General features: G+C 64.7%; 20 protein-coding genes. 7 read left to right on the top strand and 13 right to left on the bottom strand.

Translation table 11 applies throughout. The features are described from left to right. Nucleotide 1 precedes the first annotated feature (1 nt). The 3 genes from ASR47_RS13510 to ASR47_RS13500 all read left to right on the top strand — a co-directional run bounded on the left by ASR47_RS13510 (nt 2) and on the right by ASR47_RS13500 (nt 4,486). On the top strand, nt 2-1,045 hold the full coding sequence (locus ASR47_RS13510; protein WP_065308299.1) for a type IV pilus twitching motility protein PilT: 1,044 nt from the start codon (nt 2-4) through the stop codon (nt 1,043-1,045). A 3-nt stretch (nt 1,046-1,048) separates the two neighbouring features. Further along, nucleotides 1,049-2,194, top strand: a complete 1,146-nt coding sequence (locus ASR47_RS13505; protein WP_065308298.1) for a PilT/PilU family type 4a pilus ATPase — start codon at nt 1,049-1,051, stop codon at nt 2,192-2,194. A gap of 195 nt (nt 2,195-2,389) precedes the next feature. Beyond that, on the top strand, nt 2,390-4,486 hold the full coding sequence (locus ASR47_RS13500) for a putative bifunctional diguanylate cyclase/phosphodiesterase (protein ID WP_065308297.1): 2,097 nt from the start codon (nt 2,390-2,392) through the stop codon (nt 4,484-4,486). Between the two features lie 7 nt (nt 4,487-4,493). Here the strand turns inward: ASR47_RS13500 and glcF are convergent, their stop codons facing one another. Genes glcF through ASR47_RS13485 form a run of 3 tightly spaced genes read right to left on the bottom strand, consistent with a single transcriptional unit; the run spans nt 4,494 to nt 8,330 of the window. Then, nucleotides 4,494-5,714, bottom strand: coding sequence for a glycolate oxidase subunit GlcF (gene glcF, locus ASR47_RS13495; protein ID WP_065308296.1), 1,221 nt, complete (start codon nt 5,712-5,714; stop codon nt 4,494-4,496). Nucleotides 5,715-5,742: 28 nt separating this feature from the next. Continuing rightward, the gene (gene glcE, locus ASR47_RS13490; RefSeq protein WP_065308295.1) at nt 5,743-6,813 is read right to left on the bottom strand and encodes a glycolate oxidase subunit GlcE; all 1,071 of its coding nucleotides are present in this window, start codon (nt 6,811-6,813) and stop codon (nt 5,743-5,745) included. 17 nt (nt 6,814-6,830) lie between these two features. Next, nucleotides 6,831-8,330 (bottom strand): FAD-linked oxidase C-terminal domain-containing protein, encoded by a 1,500-nt coding sequence (locus tag ASR47_RS13485; RefSeq protein ID WP_065308294.1) that lies wholly within the window; start codon nt 8,328-8,330, stop codon nt 6,831-6,833. Nucleotides 8,331-8,480: 150 nt separating this feature from the next. Between ASR47_RS13485 and ASR47_RS13480 the strand changes: the two genes are divergently transcribed. From ASR47_RS13480 to ASR47_RS13475, 3 genes are all read left to right on the top strand, one after another. Continuing rightward, nucleotides 8,481-9,035, top strand: a complete 555-nt coding sequence (locus tag ASR47_RS13480; protein WP_065308293.1) for a cob(I)yrinic acid a,c-diamide adenosyltransferase — start codon at nt 8,481-8,483, stop codon at nt 9,033-9,035. Nucleotides 9,036-9,175: 140 nt separating this feature from the next. Next, on the top strand, nt 9,176-9,424 hold the full coding sequence (locus ASR47_RS28360) for a DUF4160 domain-containing protein (RefSeq protein ID WP_082988917.1): 249 nt from the start codon (nt 9,176-9,178) through the stop codon (nt 9,422-9,424). Continuing rightward, entirely contained in the window at nt 9,411-9,707 is a 297-nt protein-coding gene (locus ASR47_RS13475; protein WP_082988916.1) for a DUF2442 domain-containing protein, read from the top strand. The genes ASR47_RS28360 and ASR47_RS13475 overlap by 14 nt, the downstream gene beginning before the upstream one ends. Here ASR47_RS13475 and ASR47_RS13470 read toward each other — a convergent pair whose 3' ends face one another. From ASR47_RS13470 to ASR47_RS13440, 7 genes are all read right to left on the bottom strand, one after another. Beyond that, nucleotides 9,708-10,568 carry a pirin family protein gene (locus ASR47_RS13470; protein ID WP_065308292.1) on the bottom strand — a complete coding sequence of 287 codons (861 nt, stop codon included), beginning with the start codon at nt 10,566-10,568 and terminating at the stop codon, nt 9,708-9,710. 47 nt (nt 10,569-10,615) lie between these two features. Further along, entirely contained in the window at nt 10,616-12,724 is a 2,109-nt protein-coding gene (locus ASR47_RS13465; RefSeq protein WP_065308406.1) for an FUSC family protein, read from the bottom strand. A gap of 92 nt (nt 12,725-12,816) precedes the next feature. Beyond that, nucleotides 12,817-13,668 (bottom strand): carbohydrate ABC transporter permease, encoded by an 852-nt coding sequence (locus ASR47_RS13460; RefSeq protein ID WP_065308291.1) that lies wholly within the window; start codon nt 13,666-13,668, stop codon nt 12,817-12,819. An 8-nt stretch (nt 13,669-13,676) separates the two neighbouring features. Beyond that, nucleotides 13,677-14,600: a carbohydrate ABC transporter permease gene (locus ASR47_RS13455; RefSeq protein ID WP_065308290.1), complete on the bottom strand. Its 924-nt coding sequence runs from the start codon at nt 14,598-14,600 to the stop codon at nt 13,677-13,679. Between the two features lie 21 nt (nt 14,601-14,621). Further along, nucleotides 14,622-15,866 carry an ABC transporter substrate-binding protein gene (locus ASR47_RS13450; protein WP_065308289.1) on the bottom strand — a complete coding sequence of 415 codons (1,245 nt, stop codon included), beginning with the start codon at nt 15,864-15,866 and terminating at the stop codon, nt 14,622-14,624. 58 nt (nt 15,867-15,924) lie between these two features. Continuing rightward, nucleotides 15,925-17,880: a beta-galactosidase gene (locus ASR47_RS13445; protein ID WP_065308288.1), complete on the bottom strand. Its 1,956-nt coding sequence runs from the start codon at nt 17,878-17,880 to the stop codon at nt 15,925-15,927. A gap of 4 nt (nt 17,881-17,884) precedes the next feature. Next, nucleotides 17,885-19,030, bottom strand: coding sequence for an ABC transporter ATP-binding protein (locus ASR47_RS13440; RefSeq protein WP_065308287.1), 1,146 nt, complete (start codon nt 19,028-19,030; stop codon nt 17,885-17,887). Between the two features lie 267 nt (nt 19,031-19,297). Between ASR47_RS13440 and ASR47_RS13435 the strand changes: the two genes are divergently transcribed. After that, complete coding sequence (locus ASR47_RS13435; RefSeq protein WP_065308286.1) at nt 19,298-20,311, top strand: LacI family DNA-binding transcriptional regulator; 1,014 nt, start codon at nt 19,298-19,300, stop codon at nt 20,309-20,311. An 89-nt stretch (nt 20,312-20,400) separates the two neighbouring features. Here ASR47_RS13435 and dxs read toward each other — a convergent pair whose 3' ends face one another. From dxs to ASR47_RS13420, 3 genes are read right to left on the bottom strand one after another with little or no spacing between them, the layout of a single operon-like run. Continuing rightward, nucleotides 20,401-22,272 (bottom strand): 1-deoxy-D-xylulose-5-phosphate synthase, encoded by a 1,872-nt coding sequence (gene dxs / locus ASR47_RS13430; protein ID WP_065308285.1) that lies wholly within the window; start codon nt 22,270-22,272, stop codon nt 20,401-20,403. Next, complete coding sequence (locus tag ASR47_RS13425; protein WP_065308284.1) at nt 22,273-23,181, bottom strand: polyprenyl synthetase family protein; 909 nt, start codon at nt 23,179-23,181, stop codon at nt 22,273-22,275. After that, on the bottom strand, nt 23,178-23,423 hold the full coding sequence (locus ASR47_RS13420; RefSeq protein ID WP_065308283.1) for an exodeoxyribonuclease VII small subunit: 246 nt from the start codon (nt 23,421-23,423) through the stop codon (nt 23,178-23,180). Before ASR47_RS13420 ends, ASR47_RS13425 begins: the two co-directional genes overlap by 4 nt. Nucleotides 23,424-23,725: the final 302 nt, after the last annotated feature.

The raw sequence follows: 23,725 nt of genomic DNA, 5'->3' as shown, positions 1-23,725 counted from the left end.
AATGGACATCTCCGAACTACTCGCATTCTCCGTCAAGAACAAGGCTTCCGACTTGCACCTGTCCGCCGGCCTGCCGCCGATGATACGGGTCAATGGCGACGTGCGCCGCCTGAACGTGGCGGCGCTCGAGCACAAGGAAGTGCACGCCATGATCTATGACATCATGAACGACAGCCAGCGCAAGGCCTATGAAGAGGCGCTCGAATGCGATTTTTCGTTTGAAATCCCGGGCCTGGCGCGTTTCAGGGTCAACGCCTACAACCAGGAACGCGGCGCCTCGGCCGTGCTGCGCACGATTCCGTCGAAAGTGCTGACCCTGGAAGAGCTGAACGCGCCGCGCATCTTCGGCGAACTGGCGATGCGCCCGCGCGGCCTGGTGCTGGTGACCGGGCCGACCGGGTCCGGCAAGTCGACCACCCTGGCGGCGATGGTCAACCATGTCAACGAGCGGCTGAACCACCATATCCTGACCATTGAAGACCCGATCGAGTTCGTGCACGAACCCAAGAAATGCCTGATCAACCAGCGCGAGGTGGGCCAGCACACGCATTCGTTCAGCAATGCGCTGCGCTCTGCCCTGCGCGAAGATCCGGACGTGATCCTGGTCGGCGAATTGCGCGACCTGGAAACCATCCGCCTGGCGCTGACGGCGGCCGAGACGGGCCACCTGGTGTTCGGCACCCTGCACACCTCGTCGGCGGCGAAAACCATCGACCGCATCATCGACGTGTTCCCGGCCGAGGAAAAGGAAATGGTGCGCACCATGCTGTCCGAATCGCTGCAGGCGGTGATCGCGCAAAACCTGCTGAAAACCAAGGACGGCAGCACGCGCGTGGCGGCCCATGAAATCATGCTGACCACGCCGGCCATCCGCAACCTGATCCGCGAAGCGAAAGTGGCGCAAATGTATTCGGCGATCCAGACCGGCAGCAATGTCGGCATGCAAACCTTGGATCAATGCCTGACGGACCTGGTGCGGCGCGGCGCGATTTCGGCCGAGACGGCGCGTTCGGCCGCCAAGTCGCCTGAAAACTTCCCGGGCTAAGCCATGACCATGAGCGACAATACCGGCGCCATCCACGCGCTGCTGGCGCAGATGCGCGAACGCGGCGGCTCGGACCTGTTCATCACGGCCGGTTTTCCGCCAGCCATCAAGCTCGACGGCAAGCTGACGCCGCTGTCCTCCACGCCGCTCGACGCGGCGCTGGCAGCGGGCTATGTGCGCGCACTGATGAACGACAAGCAGGCACACAGTTTTGAAGCGAGCAACGAAGCGAATTTCGCCATCAGCCCCGAGGGCCTGGGGCGCTTTCGCGTCTCGGCCTTCGTGCAGCTGGGCCAGGCGGGCATGGTGCTGCGCACGATCAATACTGCCATACCCGAGCTGGCCAGGCTGGGCCTGCCTGCCATCTTGCAGGAGGTGGTGATGAGCAAACGCGGTCTGGTGATCATGGTGGGCGCTACCGGCTGCGGCAAGTCGACCACGCTGGCGGCGATGGTGGGCCACCGCAACGCCAACAGCCACGGCCATATCATCACCATCGAAGATCCGGTGGAATTCATCCATCCGCACGGCAACTGCATCGTCACCCAGCGCGAGGTGGGGGTCGATACGGAAGACTGGGGCACGGCCCTGAAGAACACCTTGCGCCAGGCGCCCGACGTGATCCAGATCGGCGAAATCCGCGACCGCGAAACCATGGACCATGCGATCGCGTTTGCCGAAACAGGCCATCTGTGCCTGGCCACCCTGCACGCCAACAACGCCAACCAGGCGCTCGACCGCATCATCAATTTCTTCCCCGAAGAGCGGCGCCAGCAGCTGCTGATGGATTTGTCGCTGAACCTGAAAGGCATGATTTCGCAGCGCCTGATCCCGCGCAAGGATGGCGCCGGACGCAAGGTGGCGATGGAAATTTTGCTCAATTCGCCGCTGATGAGCGACCTGATCTTCAAGGGACAAGTCCATGAGATCAAGGAGCTGATGAAAAAGTCGCGCGAGCTGGGCATGCAGACGTTCGACCAGGCTCTGTTCGACCTGCATGAAGCAGAGCAGATCAGCTATGAAGACGCCTTGCGCAATGCCGATTCCGTCAATGACTTGCGGCTGTCCATCAAATTCAACAGCAAGGCGGCCCATGCGCGCAGCGCCGGCGACGGCAGCATCGGCGCCAGTGCCCTTGGTCTGCTGTGAAGCCAAGACAGCAGGAAATTTACAGTTATTTTAAACAATCGTTATGTAAATTTCTTATAGTTAATTTTTTTAAGCCCGGTGTCGGAATACATGTTCCTGGTAGCACTATTCGGTGATAATGTTTGCTAAATTATTCACGGATATCGATACGGAACGATGCCAGTCTTCGGGAACATTTTATCGTCATGGCTGCGGATGGGGACGTATTCCCGCTGGTTTCTGCCCATCGTCTTGCTGATACTGGGCGTGTCCGCCGTGCGCTACCATACCTTGCTGACGACGCAGGCGGCGCAAGCCGACGCGCGCTACCGCAGCGAAGCGCGCCAGCTCAATCTCTACCTGGCCAACACCGTGCTGCCGCTGTCGGTGCGCAGCGATGGCGCCAGCGTGCGGCAGGTATTGCGCAGCGCCCTGCCGCTGAACCGCAACCTGGCCACCATCAGCTGGCATGGCGGCAACGGCCGCATCGAGGTGCAGGCCGACAGAGCGCGGGATGGGGCGGGCGCGCAAGTGCCGTCCTGGTTTGTCCGGCTGGCGGGCATGAAACCCATCCACAACCGCCTGCAGGTGTCACTGCCCGGCGGCGGCGATGGCGTGCTGGAAGTACAGTACGGGCCCGGGCTGCCGCTGCTGCAGGTATGGCAGGCGGTGCGCCAGCAAGCGCTGCTGAGCGCCTTCAACATCATCGTCATCCTTGTGCTGCTGGGCTTGCTGTTGGCGTCCCACCGCAGGCTGCTGGCGCGGCTGGCGCAGGCGATCGAGCGCCTGCGCGGCGGCGACTTCACGGTGCGCATGGCGCCCGGCGCCACGCCGGAAGCGCAACACCTCTCGCGCGCCTTCAATGGCATGGTGGGCGATGTCGGCGCAATGCTCCATTCCCTGCAGGCCAGCCGGCAGCAGCTGGGACTGCAACTGACGGAAACCGTGCACATGCAGCAGGCGCTGCAAAAAATGTCCTGGCAAAACTACCATGATGTGCTGACCGGCCTGCCCAACCGCGCCGCACTGGCGGCCCGCTTCGAGCAGGAACTGTTCCTGGCGCGCGAACGCCAGCGCCTGATGGCCGTATGCCTGTTCGATCTGGACCACTTCCAGGCCATCAATGACCGCCATGGCGCCGACGCCGGCGACGACCTGCTCAAGCAGGTGGCCGGCCGCCTGCACCAATTTACCGGCCAGGTCCATTACGCGGCGCGCCTGGGTGGCGACGAATTCGTGCTGCTGCTGTGCGGCCAGGCCAGCCAGGAGGGCATCGAGCAGCAATTGCAGCAGCTGATGCGCGAACTGAGCCTGCCCTACCAGTGCGACCAGCAAGCCGTGCACCTGACGGCCAGCGCCGGTATCGCCGTGTATGCCGGCAAGGAACTGAACGCGGAAAGCCTGCTGCGCCACGCCGACCACGCCGTCTACCAGGCCAAGCTGACGGGGCGCAACCAGTATCATTTTTTCGACAGCCATCTCGACGAGGAAGTGCGCACCCACCACAACCAGCGCACCGAAGTGCGCCATGCGCTGGTCAACGGCGAGCTGCGCCTGCACTACCAGCCCAAGGTGAATATGCGCACCGGCGCGGTGGTCGGCATGGAAGCGCTGCTGCGCTGGCAGCACGGACAGCGCGGCCTGCTGTCGCCGGCGCAGTTCCTGCCGCTGGTCGAGCAAACCGACCTGATCATCGACATCGGCGAATGGGTGCTGCGCCAGGCCCTGTGGCAGATGCAGCGCTGGAGCGCGGCCGGCCGGCAATGGGTGGTCAGCGTCAATATCGCGGCGCGCCATTTCCAGCAGCCCGATTTCGTGCTGCGCCTGAAAACCATCCTCGGCGAATTTCCCGGCGTACGCGCCAGCATGCTGGAAATCGAGATCCTCGAATCATCGGCGCTGCACGACGTCGAACATGTGCGGCGCATTATCCGCGCCTGCCAGGCGCTGGGCATCACGTTCGCGCTCGATGATTTCGGCACCGGCTATTCCTCGATGTCCTACCTGAAGCGCCTGCCGGCCGACATCATCAAGATCGACCAGAGTTTTGTCCACAATATGCTCAACGACCGCGACGACCTGCACCTGGTGCGCGCCGTGATCGGCCTGGCCCGCTCGTTCCGGCTGACGGTGATCGCCGAAGGCGTGGAAAGCATCGCCCACGGCGAACGCCTGATCGAGCTGGGCTGCGACCTGGCGCAAGGTTACGTCATCGCCCGCCCGATGCCGGCCGACTTGGTACAGGGCTGGGCGGACAATTTCGTCGCGCCAAAGCAGTGGCGCGCCGCCAGCTACGCGGAAGACCAGATTTAATTTTTGGCTATGTCAGCGCCGCATCGATCAATTCGATCCAGTGCCGCACCGGCACCTCGGTACCCGACTGCAGCTGGCTGAGGCAGCCGATATTGGCCGACACGATCACGTCCGGCGCGCATGCTTCCAGTTCGGCCACCTTGTTGTCGCGCAGCTGCTGCGACAGCGCCGGCTGCAGGATCGAATAAGTGCCGGCAGAGCCGCAGCACAGATGGCTGTCGGCGCACAGGCGCACGTCGACGCCGACGGCGCGCAGCACCTGCTCCACCCGCCCCCGTATCTGCTGGCCATGCTGCAAGGTGCACGGCGGGTGGTACACCACTCTTTCCGTGATGCGCCCCTGCACCAGCGCCGCCAGTTCCGTCTCGAATTGCGGCAAGACTTCGCACAGGTCGCGCGCCAGCTGCGCAATGCGCTGCGCCTTGGCCGCGTAGCGCGCATCGTGGGCCAGCAAATGGCCGTATTCCTTGACCGTGGCGCCACAGCCCGAGGCCGTCATGACGATCGCCTCAATCGTTTCCACGTAAGGCCACCAGGCGTCGATATTGCGGCGCATGTCGTCCAGCGCCGCTTCCTGCTCGTTCATGTGATGGCGCAGCGCGCCGCAGCAGCCAGCCTTTGCCACATTGATCAGCTGCACGCCGAGGGCGTCGAGCACGCGCGCGGTGGCCGCGTTGATATTCGGCGCCATGGCCGGCTGTACGCAGCCGTCCAGCACCAGCATGGTGCGCGCGTGCGGACGCGAAGGCCAATGGCCCGGCTTGGCTGCGGGCCGCAATTTGTCCTGCAAGCCTTTTGACAGCAGCGGGCGCAGCGCCTGGCCCGCCTTGTAGACGGGCGTAAACAGCCAGCGGCGCGGCAGCGCCTCCTTCAGGGCAAAGCGCAAGGCGCGTTCGCGCAAGGGGCGCTGCACGCGCTGATCGACGACATGGCGGCCGATATCGACCAGGCGCCCGTATTTCACGCCCGATGGACAGGTCGACTCGCAGTTGCGGCAGGTCAGGCAGCGGTCCAGGTGGGTCTGTGTTTTTGCCGTGACAGGCGCGCCTTCGAGCACCTGCTTGATCAGGTAGATGCGTCCGCGCGGGCCGTCGAGCTCGTCGCCCAGCAGCTGATAAGTGGGACAGGTGGCGGTGCAAAAGCCGCAATGCACGCAGGCGCGCAAAATGGCTTCGGCCTCGTCGCCGGCCGGCGTACCCTTGATAAAGTCGGCAAGATTGGTTTGCATGGCGTCTCGATATTAGTGTTCGATAGATTCAGTACATGCGGTGCGGATTGAAAATGCCGGCCGGGTCAAAACTGCGCGCCAGGCGTGCATGGATGGCCGCCACCGCCGGCGCCAGCGGCTGGAACACGCCGGCCGTCTTGTCGCCGCCGCGAAACAGGATGGCGTGGCCACCGGCCGCCGCCACGCTCTGCCGGATGCGCTGCGCGCCGGCCGCGTCGGCGTCGCCATCGATTTTCAGCCAGCGCTGCGCGCCGCCCCACTCGATCAATTGCCGGCCTTTCAAAATCACGGCGCTGGCGTGCGGCGGCAGCGAAAGCCGCCACAAGCTGCCCGGTCCCTTGAAAAAATCGTGCGTCTGCTCGCGCAGCGCGCTCCAGAAAATCGCCGCCTCCTGCGCCGCGACCGCAGCGCCGCCCAGCCGCTGCTGCGCCGCCGTCACGGCCGCCTCGGCGCCCGACAGGCGCAGCGTCAGCACGCCGTCGTGCCAGCAGCTGGCGGAAATTGGCAAGGGCTGGCCGCCCCACTCATTGAGCATGCGCAGCGCGGCGATTTCGGCGCATTCAAATTGCAGGCTCGCCTCGCGCAGCGGCAAGGGCAGCACTTTCAGCGACACTTCCAGGATCAGGCCCAGCGTACCGAGGGAGCCGGCCAGCAGGCGCGACACATCGTAGCCGGCCACGTTTTTCATGACCTGGCCGCCAAAGGCCAGGCGTTCACCGTGGCCATCCATCAGCACGGCGCCCAGCACGAAGTCGCGCACGGCGCCGGCGCTGGCGCGGCGCGGCCCGGACAGCGCGCAAGCGACCGTGCCGCCCACTGTGGCGCCCGGGCCAAAGTGCGGCGGCTCGAACGCCAGCATCTGGTTGCGCGCGGCCAGCGCCGCTTCGATCTCCACCAGCGGCGTGCCGCAGCGCGCCGTGATCACCAGTTCGGTCGGCTCGTAGTCGATGATGCCGGCATAGGGCCGCGTGTCGAGCACCTCGCCCGCCAGTTGCTGGCCATACCAGTCCTTGCTGCCGCCGCCGCGCAGGCGCAAGGGCGTGCCCGCCGCGCTGGCGTTGATGATGCGTTGCCTGAATTGTTCCGCTATCGCTTGCAAAGAGGTCTCCGGTGTGACTAAAAACGCGGCAGGTTGGCAAATGGCAGCCGCCCGGCCGTCACATGCATCCTGCCAAATTCGGCGCAGCGGTTCAGGGTGGGAATCGCCTTGTCGGGGTTGAGCAGGCCATGCGGATCGAAGGCCCGCTTGACGGCAAAAAAGGCGTCGAGTTCGGCGCGCGTAAATTGCACGCACATGGAGTTGATCTTTTCCATGCCCACACCGTGTTCCCCGGTGATGGTGCCGCCGACGGCCACGCACAGGGCCAGGATATCGGCGCCGAACGCTTCGGCGCGCGCGAACTCGCCGGGCTGATTCGCGTCGAACAGGATCAGCGGGTGCAGATTGCCGTCGCCGGCATGGAACACATTGGCGCAGCGCAATCCATGCGTGGTTTCCATGGCGGCGATGCCGGTTAACACTTCGGCCAGTTTCTTGCGCGGGATGGTGCCGTCCATGCAGTAGTAATCGGGCGAGATGCGCCCGGCGGCCGGAAACGCGTTCTTGCGCCCGGACCAGAATTTCAGGCGCTCGGCCTCCGTGCTTGACACGGCAATCGCGATCGCGCCGGCCCCTTCCAGCACCGCCGTCATGCGCGCGATTTCCTCTGCCACCTCTTCATGCGTGCCATCGGCCTCGCACAGCAAAATCGCGGCCGCGTCAGTATCGTAGCCGGCTTTGACGAACGGCTCGACCATGCGCGAGGAGGTCTGGTCCATCATTTCCAGGCCGGCCGGAATAATGCCGGCGGCGATCACATTGGCCACCGCATTGCCGCCCGTGACCACATCGCCGAACGAGGCCATGATGACGCGCGCGGTGGCCGGCCTGGGTATCAGTTTCACCGTCACTTCGGTGACGATGCCAAGCATGCCTTCGGAGCCGATAAACACCGCCAGCAAATCGAGGCCCGGGGAATCGAGCGCTTCGCCGCCAAGTTCGATGATCTCGCCGTCCAAGGTGGCCACCCGCACGCGCAGCACATTGTGCACCGTCAGGCCGTATTTCAGGCAATGCACGCCGCCCGAATTTTCCGCCACATTGCCGCCGATGCTGCAGGCGATCTGCGAGGAAGGATCGGGCGCGTAGTACAGCGCGTGTGGCGCCGCCGCTTCCGAGATGGCCAGGTTGCGCACGCCCGGCTGCACCACGGCGATGCGCGCATAGGCGTCAACGCGCACGATGCGGTTCAGGCGCGCCGTCGACAGCACCACGCCATCGGCGATCGGCAAGGCGCCGCCCGACAGGCCGGTGCCGGCGCCGCGCGGCACGATGGGCACGTTCATTTCACGGCACACGCGCAGGATGGCCAGCACCTGGTCTTCCGTGTCGGGCAGGGTGACGATCATCGGCAACTGTCGGTAGGCGGCCAGGCCGTCGCATTCGTAGGGACGCGTGTCTTCCGCCGCCGACAGCACGCAGCGCGGCGGCAATACCGCGTGCAGGGCGGCGACGACCGCCTGCTGGCGCGTCAGGGTAAATCCGGGAGCGGCTGTTGCGGCGGCGGCAGTGTGCATGAGTTCAGTCCGGGCAGGCATGGCGTTGCCCTGATTGTAAGCACAAACCGTCAGGCGGCGCCGGTTTTTCGTCGCAGCGGAGGCCAAGTTTCCGCCAGGAAGGCGCGCAGTGTCGTATGCTGCCCCCTTCTCCACACGACAGGAACAGACATGGGCAAGCGACTTTCTAAAATCGCCACGCGTACGGGCGACAATGGCAGCACGGGCCTGGGTGACGGCAGCCGCACCAGCAAGGACAGCGCGCGCGTGCACGCCATGGGCGACATCGACGAACTCAATTCCAACCTGGGTGTATTGCTGTGCGAAGCCATGCCCGACGCCCTGCGCGAAGAACTGGTGGCCATCCAGCACGACCTGTTCGACCTCGGCGGCGAACTGTGCATCCCCGGCTACCAGCTGATCAAGGAAGAACACGTGCTGCGCCTCGACGACTTGCTGGCCAACTACAATGCCGAGCTGCCCGCGCTGGCCGAATTCATTTTGCCAGCCGGCTCGCGCGCCGCCTCGCTGGCCCATGTGTGCCGCACCGTGTGCCGGCGCGCCGAGCGCAGCATCGTCGCGCTGGCCGCCAAGGAAACCATCCACGAGCATCCGCGCCAGTATGTGAACCGCCTGTCGGACCTGCTGTTCGTGCTCTCGCGCGTGCTGAACCGCTTTGCCGGCGGCGATGATGTGCTGTGGCGGCACGACCGCGCGCGCGGCTGACAGCGCCCTCACTGCGCAGCCTCAACAAAGCTCCACGCGGCGCGCAATGGCGGGCGCGGCAGGCGTAGCATGAACGCCGATGCCAAAAAATGGCAAAAATCCTGCCCCCATAAACCCAAACAGTTTAGGTTCACGCTATTATGCCTGCCATATTCATTTATGCAGGCCATCGCGTCGTGATCTATTCGAATGACCACCGGCCGGCACATGTGCATGTGCTCGGCAGTGGCTGCGAGGCCGTATTCGAGCTCGATTGCCCCTGCGGGCCACCCTGCTTGCGCGAAAATTATGGTTATTCGCAGAAATACCTGGGCCGGCTGGCCGGGGCTTTGATGACGGAGCTGGGCCAGCTATGCTGGCGATGGGAGGAAATCCATGGAGTTCACTGACACCGATTTTGTGCAGGCGCTGGCCCACGCCACGCCGGCCAGCCTGGCCGAGACACAGATCAGCCCGTCGGGCCTGGGCATCCATTTTCCCTTGCTCGACGCCGACCTGTATCTGCCCGCCCTGCTCGAAGGTTTCCTTGGTTCGCAGCGCTGGGTCGCATCCAGCAACGGCAAGAAAGGCGGCCAGGCGCGCAGCAGCGCCAAATCGACCGCCGCGCGCGAAAACGGCAAGCTGGGCGGGCGGCCGCGCAAGGCCCGGCCCGCCGAAGAACCGGTCGACTGATCAGGCTTTGTTCGGTTCGAACTTGCCGGCCTGATAGTCGCGGATCGCCTGGTTGATTTCTTCGCGCGTATTCATCACGAACGGGCCATGCGCCACCACCGGCTCGCCCAGCGGCTGCGCATGGCCGAACAGCACCACCGCGCCGTCGGGTGCAAAAAACTCCACCGCATCCCCATCGGCATCGAGCTCGACCAGGGTAAACGCCGGCGCCGCCTGGCCGGCCAGCGCCAGCGCGCCTTGCACCACGTACAAAAACACATTTCGGCCGCGCAAGCCATCGAGCACGAAACGCGCACCGGGGCGCATCACCAGCCATGACATGAACACACCGGTCAGCGACTCGACCGGTCCGCTGTGGCCCTCGTACTGGCCCGACACCAGGTGCAGGGTCGACAAGCCGTCCGGCGTGGCCACCTTGACGATGGACTCGTCCTGCACGCCCTGGTAGCGCGGCGCCGTCATCTTCAGGCGTGACGGCAGATTCAGCCACAGCTGCAAGATTTCCAGCGGCCCGCCATCGCGCTTGAACGCGGGCGGCGACAGCTCGGCATGCACCAGGCCGCTGCCAGCCGTCATCCACTGCACCCCGCCGGCGCGAATGATGCTGTCATGGCCGGCGCTGTCGCTATGCATCAGCTCGCCTTCGAGGATAAACGTGACCGTTTCGAAGCCGCGATGCGGATGCGGGCCGAACGGCAAGCCGCCGTTGCCCGGCGCATAGGTCTGCGGGCCATGGTGATTGAGAAACAGGAAGGGATCGACCTGCTGCAGGCGCGGCCCTGGCACCGGCCGGCGCGTGGTCAGGTCGGCAATATCGTCGCGGTAGGCCTGGTGCAGGCCCTGGATGGTTTTCATGTTCATGCTGCTTCCTGTCATGGTCTGGATCATGCGGTCGATTATGGCGCAAGTCAGGCCAGCACGCCCCGCACGCCCAATTGCTGGCGCAGCAAGATGCGCAGCATCAGCACCTGCGCCACCGCGTCGGCCTGCAGCGGGCTCAGGTCCGTGGCCAGACAGTCGCCGGGCGACGGCACCTGCGGGTCGCCGCGCAGCAAGGCGTCGATTTCGCTGCCGACGGCGGCTATCCACTGCTGCAGCACCGGCGTGGCGGGCAATGCATCGGGACTGAGGCTGATGCGCGCCGTGCTGCCGGCCACGCGGCGCAATAACGGCAAGGTGCGCAGCGCCGCCAGGCCCACGCCGGCGCTGCGATCGAGGCGGCGCTCGATGCGCAGGCGCTGCAGCACCTGCTCGGCATTGTTGCTGGCCAGGCCAGCCTCGCGCCGCTGGCGCGCGATCGACGCATCCCACTTGCCGCCGACGGCCAGCACCGCCAGCAGGTATTTCAGGTTGGCCGAGACGGCGCCGGCCAGGCGCGGCTCCAGGTCGTCGGCCTCGCGGTCGGGCCACAAAAAAAACGTCGCCAGCAAGGCCAGCACGCAGCCCAGCACATTGTTGCCCAGGCGGCTGAAGGCATAGGCCATCTCGCTGGCCGGCATGGCGTAGTCGGCCACCAGCACAAAGGCCGGCGTCATGAACATCACGTGCAGGCTGTAGCTGACGCGGCGCAGCGCCATGGTGGCCACAATCATCGGAAACACCACCAGCGATATCGCCAGCGGCGTGTGGATCACCAGGCCGATCAGTACCGCCAGCAGCGCGCCGGCAATGCTGCCGGCCACGCGCTCGATGCCGCGCGGCCAGGTGGTCGACACCGACGGCTGCAATATCAATAGCGTGGCCATGGTGGCCCAGTAGCCGAAGGGAATCCGCAGCAGTTCGACCAGCAAAAAGGCGCTGGTGGTGGTCAGCGCCACGCGCGCCGCATGGCGCCAGCCCAGCGACTGCAGGCTGGCGTTGACGCCCAGGGTCTGCCAGCCCTGGGCCAGCGCTTGCGCGGCCGCCAGCCGCCATGGCAAACGCTCGGTGCGCGGCAGGTCGAGCTCCATGAAGGCCACGTTCAGGCGCAGCGGCAGCAAGGCGCCCAGCGCCGCTTCCAGGCGCCGGCCGCAGGCGGCCAGGCGGCGCTGCAGTGGCAGCAGCGGTGTTTCCGGATGGCGCCGCAAGGCCAGGCCCAGGCGGCGCAGCAGCAGCGCCATCGCGGCCAGGCTGCGGCGCGCGCGCGGATCGTGGCGCAAGCGCTGGCGTTCGCGCTCGCAGGAGTGCGTCACGGCGATCAGGTAGGCAAAGATGCGCTCGGCGTCGCTCAAGGCCAGCAGCAGCTTGTCATAGGGCGCGCTGTGACCGGCGCGCGACGGCGGCACGGCGGCCAGCGCCACCCTGGCCGCTTCCAGCGCGGCGCGCGCCTGCGAGCGGTAGCTGGCGCCATGGGCGCCGCCGCCGGCCTGATCGCCGGCTTTCGCCAGGTAGCGCGCATTGTCGCGCGCGATGCCGGCCAGGCGCAGATAAGCGGTGCGGATCGCCTGCCGGCTGGGGCCGTAAGGATGGATGCGCCAGACGGTAAAGCTGAGCACGGTGGCAAACAGGCAGCCGGAAAGATAAATCGCCAGGAAGGGCAGCGCCTGCGCCAGCGAGTACAGCGGATGGGTCACCATCACCACGCAGGCGGTGGCGGCCAGGATCGCCACTTGCGCCGCCGCCGCGCCCCAGATGCGCGCCAGCGCGCCGGCCCAGGAAAACAGCAGCACGGCCAGCGCGGCGGCGGCCACGCCATGGCCGGCCGCCAGCGCCGCCACGCCACCGGCCAGGGTCGACAGCAGGCCAAAGCCGGCCATCGAGACGAAACGCATGCGGCGCGTGCCGGCCGCGTCGGCCAGGCAGGTCCAGAAGGCGCCGATGGCGGCCCAGGAGAAATCGGGATGGTCGAACAGCAGGCCGAGCACCAGCATGGCGCTGGCGGCGCTGGCGGCGCGCAAGCCTTCGGAGAGATTGGTTTCGTCGACGGCCAGGCTGACCATCCACAGCGGACGGCGCTGCGCCAGCCGGTCGCCAAGGCCATGCAGGGCCGCGCCCCAGCGCCCTGCCCGGCCGGTCCACCGGCGATGAAGTTGCTTCAATTTCACTGCGCGCCCCTGCCCTGCCAAGTTGGTTGTCTGGCAGCTATTGTAAGGGGCGCGCAGCGGGGACGGCAGCGTGATACTACTTAGGGCTATCCCTTGGTGGCGCCAAACGTGAGGCCTGCAACAAAGTGCTTCTGCATCAGGAAGAACATCAGCACCGACGGCAGGGCCGCCAGGATGGAGCCGGCCGAGACCAGATTCCAGGCCGTGGTCCACTGCCCTTTCAGGCCCGCCACGCCGACCGTGATCGGCGCGGCCGTATCGCCCTGCGTCAGGCACAGGGCCCAGAAGTAGTCATTCCATACAAAGGTAAACACCAGGATGCCGAGCGCGGCCAGGGCCGGCCGGATCAGCGGCAGGATCACCTTGGTAAAAATCGTCCATTCGCCGGCGCCTTCGATGCGCGCCGCCTCGATCAGCTCGAACGGCAGCTGCTTGATGAAGTTACGCAGGAACAAGGTGCAAAACCCGGTCTGGAACGCCACATGGAACAGCACCAGGCCCTGCACCGTATTGAACACGCCAAAGTCCAGCGACATATTGCGCACCGGGATCATCAAAATTTGCACCGGCACGAAGTTGCAGGCCACAAAGGTGGCGAACAAAAAGGTGTTGCCCTTGAACTTGTAGGTCGACAGGGCAAAACCGGCCATCGCCGCCAGCGCGATCGAACCGATCACCGATGGCACCGTGATCAGCACACTGTTCCAGAAGTAATGCAGCATCGGCGAGGCCGTCAGCGCCTCGTGGTAGTTGGCCCACAGCGACAGGTCGCGCGGCCAGCCCCAGTAATTGCCTTCCATCAGTTCTTCGGTCGAGCGCAGGGAAGTCACCAGCACCGCGATCATCGGCAGCAGCCAGATCACCAGCGCCAGCGGCAGCGACATTTTGTACAGGCGCCGGTTCCACGGCTTCCATTTATCGACAGGCATCGGATACATGGCGGTCCTTATTGTTCTGTGCGCAGCATGCGCTTGAGGTGATAGACGATATACACCAGCATCATTGCGAACAGCACCACGGCGACGGCGGCCGAATAGCCCTGGCGGTAATACTTGATGGCCTGGTCATACGAGTAATAGGCCAGCACGGTCGAGCTTTCGAACGGCCCGCCGCCGCTCATCACGGAAATCAGGTCGAAGCTGCGCAGCGCGCCGATAATGGTCACCACCACGGCCATGAAGGTGCTCGGACGCAATTGCGGCAGGATCACGTGGATCAGCATCTTCCAGCCCTTGGCGCCTTCCATGCGCGCCGCTTCCACCTGCTCCGAGTTGATCGAGGTCAGACCCGTCAGGAACAGAATCATGCAGTACGCCGTCTGCGGCCACAGCGCGGCAAAGATGATGCCGTAGGTCACATAGCGCGGGTCGCCCAGCACCGGCACGCCATGGCCGAGAATCAGCGCCAGCAGGCCAAAAGTCGGGTCATAGAACCAGCTGAAGATCAGGCCCACCACCACGCCCGACAGGACGAAGGGGGCGAAGAACAGCGACTTGACCAGGCGGATGCCGCGCACCTGCTGGTTCAGGTACAGCGCCACGGCCAGGCCGGCGGGCGGCGCCAGCAGGAACAGCACCAGCCACAGGAAGTTGTTTTTTAGAGCGGTAAAGAACGTGTCGGTATGGAACAGTTCCTTGTAGTTGGCCAGGCCGACAAACGTCTTCTGCGCCAGGCCATCCCACTCGAAAAAGCTCAGGTAGATGGTGTACAGGATCGGATAGACCACGTACAGCCCGACCAGCAGGCAGGCCGGCGCCAGGAACAGCGCGGCGGCGCGATGCCGTTTGAATGCGGGCGCGGACCACCAGCGTACAGGCCGGCGCGGCGCCTGTGGCTTGGTGGCGCTGGCGCCGAAAGTAGAAGTATGCATGTCGTCAGCCTGGCCTGGTCATCACGATTTTTTGTAGATGCGCTTGCGCGTACGCTCGAGCTGCGCCAGGATCTCGTCCAGCGCGTTCGGATCGTTGATGAACTTCTGCATGCCCTTCATGCCTTCGTCGGCCATTTCCTTGGTCATGTCGCGGTCATAGAACTGCGCGATGCCGCCCTTGGTATTGGACAAAATATCAAAGCCAATACGCGAGATCGGTTCCTCTGGCGGCGCCGACTTGCTGTTGGCCGGCAGGGAGCCCAGGCCTTCGGCCAGCTTGGCGCTGATGGCCGGCGTGCCGACAAAGGCCAGGAAGCGGCGCGCGTCGACCTTGTTCTTGGCGCGGCTCGGAATATGCAGCGACTCGATCGGGCCTTCTTCGGCGCCAACAATGGCCGGGTCCATGCTCGGGAACTGGAAGTAGCCCATCACCGCAGCCTGCTTCGGCGGGAAGCCCTTGGCGATAAAGGTGCCCATCAGCATCATGGCAGCCTTGCCCTGGAACACGAACGGCTGCGCCGCATCGAGGTCGTAGGACAGCGGATTGTCGATGAAGTATTTATTGTCGAGCAAGGTCTTCCAGGTGGTGTAGACCTTTTTCACGCGCGGGTCGGTGTAGGCGATTTCGCCGTTCATCAACTGCTGGTGGAAGGCATAGCCGTTGATGCGCAGGTCGAGGTAGTCGAACCAGCCGGCCAGGGTCCAGGCGTCGCGGCCGCCGACGGCGATCGGGCTGATGCCGGCCGCCTTGAGCTTCTTGTTCGCGTCCATGAACTCGGCCCAGGTCTTCGGCTCGCCGGCGATGCCCGCTTTCGTAAACAGGTCCTTGCGGTAGAACATGCCCCACGAGTAGTAGACGGTCGGCATGGCGTACTGCTTGCCCTTGTACGACGACGCTTCCTTGCTCGATGCGTAGGTGTCGTTCCAGTTGTTCTTGGCCCAGTCGCCGCTCAGATCTTCGAACAGGCCGCGGCTGGCGTAATAGGCCATGCGCTCGCCATTGTGCCAGGTGACGATGTCGGGCGCCTGGCTCGACAGCCAGTTCGGCAGCTGGATCTTGTACGCCTCTTCGTCGACGAAAGCGACCTTCAGCTCCACGTCCGGGTTGGCTTTCTTGAATTCGTCGAGCGTGGACTGCCACACGGTGCGCTGGCTGGCGCCCTTGAAGGCGATATTGACGGCCAGGGTACCGGCTTGTACCGATACGCTGGCGGTGGCGGCCAGCATGGCGGCCGATAACAGTCCTGCTTGCATGATGCGTTTCATCTTGTCTCCTTGGTGTTGATCACGGAAAAACTTCACGGTGCGAATCTGCGTTCGCTATTCAAACGGGTCCTACTTGAAATACCGACACGCCTTGCGGTGGCACTTGCGCGCTGCCGATCACAAACTTCGCGCCCTCAGGATGCGGCGCATCAAGCGGCGCATCGCCATAATTGAACACGTACGTCAGGTCGCCGCGGCGGCTGATGCGGGTGCCATCGTCCAGGTGCGCGACCGGCAAGCCCGCTTCCTGGGCCACCGCCGCCAGGTAGGCGCGCAGCAGCGGCTCGTCAAAGATGGCCGCCAGGTAATGCAGGCGCTGGTGGCGCACGATGGCCGGATGGCCGTCGTCAAAGGTGGCCACCACTTCGGTGCCGCCCGACACCTCGATCAGATCGCGCCAGATGCGCGCTTCGCCTTGCTGCGATCCCCACTGCACCGCTACCCGCGTGGTCGGACGCATGGCGTCGACGCGCCACACGCGCATCGGCAACTGCTGCGCCAGCGGGCCCGGTCCCAGGTTGGCGGGTATGCACAGGTCCACCGTTTTCGAACCGCTGCGCGGCGCAAACACCACATGGGCGCCGCTGTCCCGCAAGCGCTGCGGCAAGTCGTCCGGCAACACCGGCAGCGGCGGCACGACGATCAGGCTGTAGCCGTCGAAGTTGCTTGACGTTGGAATCACGTCGACGTCGAAACCGAGCGAACGCAAGGCTGAATAGTATTCGAATACCAGCGGACCGTACTGGAAGTCCTGGGCTTGCGGATGGACTTCGAACAGCCACTTGGCTTCATAGTCGAACACCAGCGCGACCCTGGTCGCCACCTTGGCATTCTGATTGGCAATCAGTTGCAGTTCCTGCGACACCTGCATCGCTTCGGCGCCGCCGATATCGAGCAGGTTGTCGGGCGTGTTCAGGCCCGCATGCAACTGCTCCTGGCCAAACGGGCACTGGCGCCAGCGGAAATACGACACGCAGCCGGCGCCGTGGGCAAACGCTTCCCAGCTCCACAGGCGCACCATGCCCGGCAATGGCGCCGGATTCCACTTGGCCCAGTTGACGGGACCGGGCTGCTGTTCCATGACCCAGAACGGCTGCTTCGACATGCCACGGTACAGGTCGTGGTTGAACGAGGCAAAATCGGGATGACCGGTGCGCAGCCAGCGCGACTTCAGTTCAGGCGAAAACCAGAATTCTTCCAGCGCGCCGAGCGGATAACTGTCCCAGGTGGCCGCGTCGAGATCAAGCGCGACCGGATAATGGTCGAATTCAAAAAAGTTCTGCATGAAGTTGTGCACCATCACGCGGCCAGGCGCATGGCGGCGCAGGATCTCGACCTGCATGCGGTTGTAGCGCGCCACTTCGCTCGACGCAAAACGGCGGTAGTCCATGCGGTGCGACGGATGGGCTTCGGTGACGGTGCCGACCGGTGCGTCAATCTGGTCAAAGCTCGTGTATTCCATGCTCCAGAACACCGTGCCCCAGGCTGCGTTCAGCGCGGCGATGCTGGTGTAGCGTGCGCGCAGCCAGTCGCGGAACCGCGCCACGGCGTCGGGCGAATAGCTGACCACGGTCTGGTGGCAGCCATATTCATTGTCGGTCTGCCAGGCGCTGACGGCCGGATGGTTGCCATAGCGCTCGGCAAGCAGGGTGACGATGCGGTGCGAGGCTTCGAAATAGGCGTTCGAGGAAAAATCGTAATGGCGGCGCGAACCGAAGGCGCGCGCGCGGCCGTCGGCACCGACCGGCAGGATATCGGGATGCAGGTCGATCAGCCACTTCGGCGGCGTGGCCGTCGGCGTCGACATCACCACTTCCAGGCCGGCCGCGCCCAGCACGCCGATCGCGCGGTCGAGCCAGTCCCACTGCAGCTTGCCTGCTTCCGGTTCGATGCGGCTCCAGGCAAATTCGCCGATGCGGACCTGGGCGATGCCCATCGCCTTCATGCGGCGCGCATCATCTTCCCACATCGATTCCGGCCAATGTTCCGGGTAGTAACAGACTCCTAAACGCATGACTTTACTCCTGTGCAAGATGTTGCGGATTGAACGGTGCCGCGACGGCGTTGCCATCGTCGGTAAACAAATGGCAGTGGCGCGCCAGCATGCCCAGGGTCAGCTCGGCGCCGGCCTCGGTGGCCACATTGCCGGGCGCCTTGGCCAGCAACGGATCGCCGCCGGCCTGCTCGAAATGCAGATAGGTCTGTTCGCCGAGGCGCTCGACGAGCATCACGCGGCGCACGATGCTATTGCTCTCTTGCGGCGCCAGCAGCAGGTGCTCCGGGCGCACGCCGACGCAGACGTTCTGGCCTGCGCGCAAGGCGCGGCCATCGGCCTCGATGCTGATGGTTTCACCGGTGTGGTCGAGCGTGACGCGCACAGCATCGCTGTCGCCCGCGACCACCTTGGCCGGCAGGAAATTCATTTGCGGCGAGCCGATAAAGCCAGCCACGAAACGGCTGTTCGGGCGGTGGTACAGCTCCAGCGGCGAGCCGACCTGGGCGATGCTGCCCAGGCGCTGCACGTCAGGGCCGGCGCGCAGCAGCACGATCTTGTCGGCCAGGGTCATCGCTTCGACCTGGTCGTGCGTCACATAGACCACGCTGGCGTCGACGAACTGCTTGTGCAGGCGGGCGATTTCGATACGGGTCTGGCCGCGCAGGGTGGCGTCGAGGTTGGACAGCGGTTCGTCGAACAGGAACACGCCGGGGCGGCGCACGATGGCGCGGCCGATCGCCACGCGCTGGCGCTGGCCGCCGGACAATTGCTTCGGTTTGCGTTCCAGCAGTTCTTCGAGCTGCAACACGCGCGCCGCTTCGCGCACGCGCCGGTCGAGTTCATCTTTCGGCGTCTTGGCCAGCTTCAGGCCGAAGCCGATATTGTCGTACACCGACATGTGCGGGAACAGCGCATAGCTCTGGAACACCATCGCCACGCCGCGCTCGGCCGGTGGCACATCGTTCATCAGTTCGCCGGAGATGCGCAGTTCGCCGCCCGACAGATCTTCCAGGCCGGCAATCATGCGCAAGAGGGTCGACTTGCCGCAGCCCGAGGGGCCGAGAAAGACGCAGAATTCATGTTCGCCGATGTCGAGGTCGACGTTGCGGATCACCGCGGCGCCGTTGCCATACGACTTCTGCACGCCATTGAGGGTAATGCTTGCCATGCCTAGTCTCCAGTAGGTTAAGCGCTTAACCAGTTCGCCTTAAAAAAAGTGCCCGGCTGGCCAGGCACGCTCTTTTGCGTGTTTTTTTTATTATTATGGTTTCGAATGCGCTCGTTTGAACCGAATATACCAAAAGTTTTTTTATGAAGCAATCGAATCCGATGATGCACCGCAACATGAGCGCGGCGTTCGCGCCCTCCGGCGAGCGCACATTGACAGAGGGCGCCGAACCCTGTTGAATGCACGCATGCAACCGATCCCGCTCCCATGACCACCCTGTCCCAAGTCGCCCAGCGCGCCGGCGTCACGTCCGCCACCGTCTCGAACGTGCTGCGCCAGCGCGGCAAGGTCGGCGCCGACACGCGCGCGCGCGTGCTGGCCGCTGTCGAAGCGCTCGGCTACCGGCCCCACCTGACGGCGCGCGCGCTGGCCGAAGGCCGCGCCCCCACCCTGGCGCTGATGGTGTCGAGCATCGCCAACCCGTTTTATCCCGAATTCGCGCTGGCGGCCGAACAGGCGGCGCGCCAGCATGGCCGCTTCCTGATCGTCTGCAACACCAACGACGATCCCGATATCGGCCGCGCCTATCTCGACCAGATCGCCGGCACCTTGTCCGACGGCGTGCTGGTGATGAACGCCAATATCTGCATCGAGGACTTGCAGGCGACCGCGCGGCGCGGCGCCACCGTGGTGCTGGGCATGTGGGAAAAACCGCACCAGCCGCCGGCCCTGCCCTGCGTCGCCGTCGATTTCCACCTGGCCGGCGCGCTGGCGGCGCGCTATCTGATCGCGCTGGGCCACCGCAAGATCGGTGTGATGGTCGGCGGCGGCGTCTGCGGCGTGCACGCCGAGCGCGAGCGCGGCTTCAACGATGCGCTGCTGGAGCTGGGCCATGGCGACGCCGTGGTACACAGGATGATGGTACACGATTCGGTCGAAGGGGGCTTGCAGGGCGGCGCCGCCATGCTGGCCGCCGCGCCGTCGATCACGGCCGTCTTCGCCACCAATGACTTGCCGGCGCTGGGCCTGATGCATGCGGCGGCCGACCTCGGCATCAAGGTGCCGCAGCAGTTGTCGGTGATCGGCCTGACCGACATCCAGGGCGCGCACCAGGCCCGTCCTGCATTGACGACGGTGGCGGTGCCGACCGCGCAGGCGGCCGCCATGTCGGTGGCGCTGCTGCTGGAACTGATCGCCGAGCCGCAGTCGGTGGCGCCCATGCGCATCGCGCCGGCGCCCGAGCTGGTGGTCAGGGCCTCCACGGCCCGTAGGTCGGATTAGGCCCTTCGGGCCGTAATCCGACAACACCACGATCAGTGCCAACATGGTTGTCGGATTACGCGCGAAGCGCTAATCCGACCTACGCATCTTTACACCACGCTCAAGCGCGGCTCGCTCGCGTCGCGCGGAAAACGCTGGCGTATCGACGCGGCGATACCAAAGCCATCCAGGCCCACGCCTTTGAGCAACTGCACCGGATCGCCATGGTCGATGAACTGGTCCGGCAGGCCCAGCATCAGGATCGGCTTGACGATGCCCTCGGCGGCCAGTGCCTCGGCCACGGCCGAACCGGCGCCGCCCATGATGCAGCCCTCTTCCACCGTGACCAGATAGTCGTGGTCCGCCGCCAGCTGTTTCACCAGCGCCACGTCGAGCGGCTTGACGAAGCGCATATTGGCCACCGTGGCATCGAGCTGGTCGCCGGCGGCCACACTCGGCGCCACCATCGAACCAAACGCCAGGATGGCGATCTTCTTGCCTTCGCGTTTGAGCTCGCCCTTGCCGATTTCAAGGCTGGCCAGTTCCGCCACGATGGCGGCGCCGGCGCCGGCGCCGCGCGGATAGCGTATTGCCGCCGGGCCCGGATAGTAATAGCCGGTGGTGAGCATCTGGCGGCATTCGTTTTCGTCCGAGGCGGCCATGATGACCATGTTCGGGATGCAGCGCAAAAACGCCATGTCATAGTTGCCGGCGTGGGTGGCGCCATCGGCGCCGACCAGGCCGGCGCGGTCCAGCGCAAACGTCACGTCGAGGTTTTGCAGCGCCACGTCGTGGATCAGCTGGTCATAGGCGCGCTGCAAAAAAGTGGAATAGATCGCCACCACGGGTTTCAGGCCTTCGCAGGCGAGGCCACCGGCAAACGTCACCGAATGCTGCTCGGCGATGCCGACGTCGAAATAACGGTTCGGATACTGCTGTTCGAATTTGACCATGCCCGAGCCTTCCCGCATGGCCGGTGTGATGCCCACCAGGCGCTTGTCGTGCGCAGCCATGTCGCACAGCCAGTTGCCGAACACTTCCGTGTAAGTCATCTTGCCCGGCGCCGTGGCCGGCTTGATGCCTTCGAGCGGATTGAACTTGCCGGTGCCGTGGTACAGGATCGGTTCGGCTTCGGCCAGCTTGTAGCCCTGGCCTTTTTTCGTCACCACGTGCAGAAATTGCGGCCCCTTTAGTTGCTTGATGTTCTGCAAGGTCGGGATCAGCGAATCGAGGTCGTGGCCATCGATGGGGCCAATGTAATTGAAACCGAATTCCTCGAACATGGTGGCCGGCACCACCATGCCCTTGGCGTGTTCTTCAAAGCGTTTCGCCAGTTCCAGCACCGGACCGGGCAACACCGACTTGCCGACGTTCTTGGCGGCCGCATAGAACTGGCCCGACATCAATCGCGCCAGGTGGCGGTTCAGCGCGCCGACCGGCGGCGAGATCGACATGTCGTTGTCGTTCAAAATTACCAGCAGGTTGACGTCTTCCTGCACCCCCGCATTGTTCATCGCCTCGAAGGCCATGCCGGCCGTCATCGAGCCGTCGCCGATCACGGCGATCGCATGCAACGGGTCGCCCTTGATCTTGGCCGCCTGCGCCATGCCCAGCGCGGCCGAAATCGAGGTCGACGAGTGGGCCGTGCCGAAGGTGTCGTATTCGCTTTCGTCGCGTTTCGGGAAACCCGAAATACCATCCTTCTGGCGCAGGGTGTGCATGCGCTCGCGCCGGCCCGTCAGGATCTTGTGGGTATAGGTCTGGTGGCCGACGTCCCACACGATGCGGTCGTGCGGCGTGTTGAACACATAGTGCAGCGCGACGGTCAGCTCGACCGTACCGAGGTTGGACGACAGGTGGCCGCCGGTTTTCGACACCGAGTCGAGCAGGAAGCTGCGCAGTTCCTGTGCCAGCGGCACCAGTTGCGAACGGGACAGCTGGCGCACTTGCGCCGGTTCATTGATGGTTTCTAACAGTTTCATTTAAGCCTTCCGCTGCACGACCAGGTCTGCCAGCTCGCGCAGGCGGCGTGCCTTGTCCCCGAATGGCGCCAGCGCCGCATGGGCGTCGCACCGCAATTGTTCCGCCAGGGCCTTGGACGGCTCCAGCCCCAGTATCGATACATAGGTCGGCTTGTTGGCCGCCGCATCCTTGCCTGCCGTCTTGCCCAGGGTGGCCGAATCGGCCGTCGCGTCGAGCACGTCGTCGACCACCTGGAACGCCAGCCCCACCGCCTTGGCATAGGCGTCGAGCGACGCCATGTCGGCGGGTTCGAGATCCTTGCCGGCCAGCGCGCCCAGTATCACGGCCGCGCGCAGCAAGGCGCCCGTCTTCAACTGATGCATCTGTTCCAGCTGCTGCAGGCTCAGGGACAAGCCCACGCTGTCGAGATCGATCGCCTGGCCGCCGCACATGCCGGACGAACCCGACGCCTGCGCCAGCAGCCGTACCATCGCCATTTGCCGTCCTGGTGGAATTGCCGCGCCTTCGGCCAGGATGGTGAACGCCTGCGACTGCAGCGCGTCGCCGACCAGCAGGGCGGTCGCTTCATCGTAGGCGACATGCACGGTGGGCTTGCCACGGCGCAAGGCGTCGTCGTCCATGCAGGGCATGTCGTCATGCACCAGCGAATACACATGTATCATTTCCAGCGCGCAAGCGGCGCGCGCCAGGGCGGCGGCGTCAGCCTCGAACAGCTCGCCTGCGGCCATCACCAGCAACGGGCGCACGCGCTTGCCGCCACCGAGCAGGGCATAGCGCATCGCCGCGTGCAGCTTGTGCGGTATCACATCCGATGCCGGCAAGAACTGCTCGAGCGCGCTTTCCACGCCGGCCTGGGTGGCCTGCATCCAGTCGCCAAAGGTCAGGCCCGGCGTGACCACCGCCGTCATTGCAGCGCCTCGCCATCGGCAAACGGTTTCAGCATGTCGCCTTCGAGCACCTTCACCTGCGACTCGACACTGTCGAGCTGGCCGGCACAGTACTTGACCAGTTCGGAGCCGCGCTGGTAGGCCGCGACCGATGCTTCGAGCGGCAGCTGGCCCGCTTCCATTTGGGTCACCAGTTGGGCGAGCTCGGCCATGGCCTCTTCAAACGAGGCCGGCACGGCGGCGGCAGTTAATTTCTTGGACATAAACTCAGATCTTTTCGTGGCACGAGGGGCTTGCCGGCCGATGCCGGGCATACCCGGCCAGCACAGTAGCGGTATTTTAGAACAAACCACTGTATTAAGTGAAAACTAAAGCGTGTACGGCGTGCTCAAAGCAGGACAGACTGGCCGTTACGCGCTGGTGTTGGCCGCAATCGCCCCAATCTGTCTGAAAACCTGCCGCAAAGCGTCGTCTTCTTGCACCAGGGGTCAAATACTGCCGTTTCTGGCAGGGAGTTTGGCATGGCTGGGGCCGATTCACGCTATAATCGCCGGTTCTGTCCGAA

This window comes from Janthinobacterium psychrotolerans (assembly GCF_001677885.1).
Classification (GTDB): domain Bacteria; phylum Pseudomonadota; class Gammaproteobacteria; order Burkholderiales; family Burkholderiaceae_D; genus Janthinobacterium; species Janthinobacterium psychrotolerans.
The sequence above is the reverse complement of the archived record's forward strand: the minus strand, read 5'-3'. Positions and strand labels throughout refer to the sequence as shown.

Coding starts and splice junctions, on each gene's coding strand:
- ASR47_RS13510 (WP_065308299.1), top strand. CDS start 2: ATGGACATCTCCGAACTACTCGCATTCTCCGTCAAGAACAAGGCTTCC.
- ASR47_RS13505 (WP_065308298.1), top strand. CDS start 1,049: ATGACCATGAGCGACAATACCGGCGCCATCCACGCGCTGCTGGCGCAG.
- ASR47_RS13500 (WP_065308297.1), top strand. CDS start 2,390: ATGGGGACGTATTCCCGCTGGTTTCTGCCCATCGTCTTGCTGATACTG.
- glcF (WP_065308296.1), bottom strand. CDS start 5,714: ATGCAAACCAATCTTGCCGACTTTATCAAGGGTACGCCGGCCGGCGAC.
- ASR47_RS13485 (WP_065308294.1), bottom strand. CDS start 8,330: ATGCACACTGCCGCCGCCGCAACAGCCGCTCCCGGATTTACCCTGACG.
- ASR47_RS13480 (WP_065308293.1), top strand. CDS start 8,481: ATGGGCAAGCGACTTTCTAAAATCGCCACGCGTACGGGCGACAATGGC.
- ASR47_RS28360 (WP_082988917.1), top strand. CDS start 9,176: ATGCCTGCCATATTCATTTATGCAGGCCATCGCGTCGTGATCTATTCG.
- ASR47_RS13475 (WP_082988916.1), top strand. CDS start 9,411: ATGGAGTTCACTGACACCGATTTTGTGCAGGCGCTGGCCCACGCCACG.
- ASR47_RS13470 (WP_065308292.1), bottom strand. CDS start 10,568: ATGAACATGAAAACCATCCAGGGCCTGCACCAGGCCTACCGCGACGAT.
- ASR47_RS13460 (WP_065308291.1), bottom strand. CDS start 13,668: ATGTATCCGATGCCTGTCGATAAATGGAAGCCGTGGAACCGGCGCCTG.
- ASR47_RS13455 (WP_065308290.1), bottom strand. CDS start 14,600: ATGCATACTTCTACTTTCGGCGCCAGCGCCACCAAGCCACAGGCGCCG.
- ASR47_RS13450 (WP_065308289.1), bottom strand. CDS start 15,866: ATGAAACGCATCATGCAAGCAGGACTGTTATCGGCCGCCATGCTGGCC.
- ASR47_RS13445 (WP_065308288.1), bottom strand. CDS start 17,880: ATGCGTTTAGGAGTCTGTTACTACCCGGAACATTGGCCGGAATCGATG.
- ASR47_RS13440 (WP_065308287.1), bottom strand. CDS start 19,030: ATGGCAAGCATTACCCTCAATGGCGTGCAGAAGTCGTATGGCAACGGC.
- ASR47_RS13435 (WP_065308286.1), top strand. CDS start 19,298: ATGACCACCCTGTCCCAAGTCGCCCAGCGCGCCGGCGTCACGTCCGCC.
- dxs (WP_065308285.1), bottom strand. CDS start 22,272: ATGAAACTGTTAGAAACCATCAATGAACCGGCGCAAGTGCGCCAGCTG.
- ASR47_RS13425 (WP_065308284.1), bottom strand. CDS start 23,181: ATGACGGCGGTGGTCACGCCGGGCCTGACCTTTGGCGACTGGATGCAG.
- ASR47_RS13420 (WP_065308283.1), bottom strand. CDS start 23,423: ATGTCCAAGAAATTAACTGCCGCCGCCGTGCCGGCCTCGTTTGAAGAG.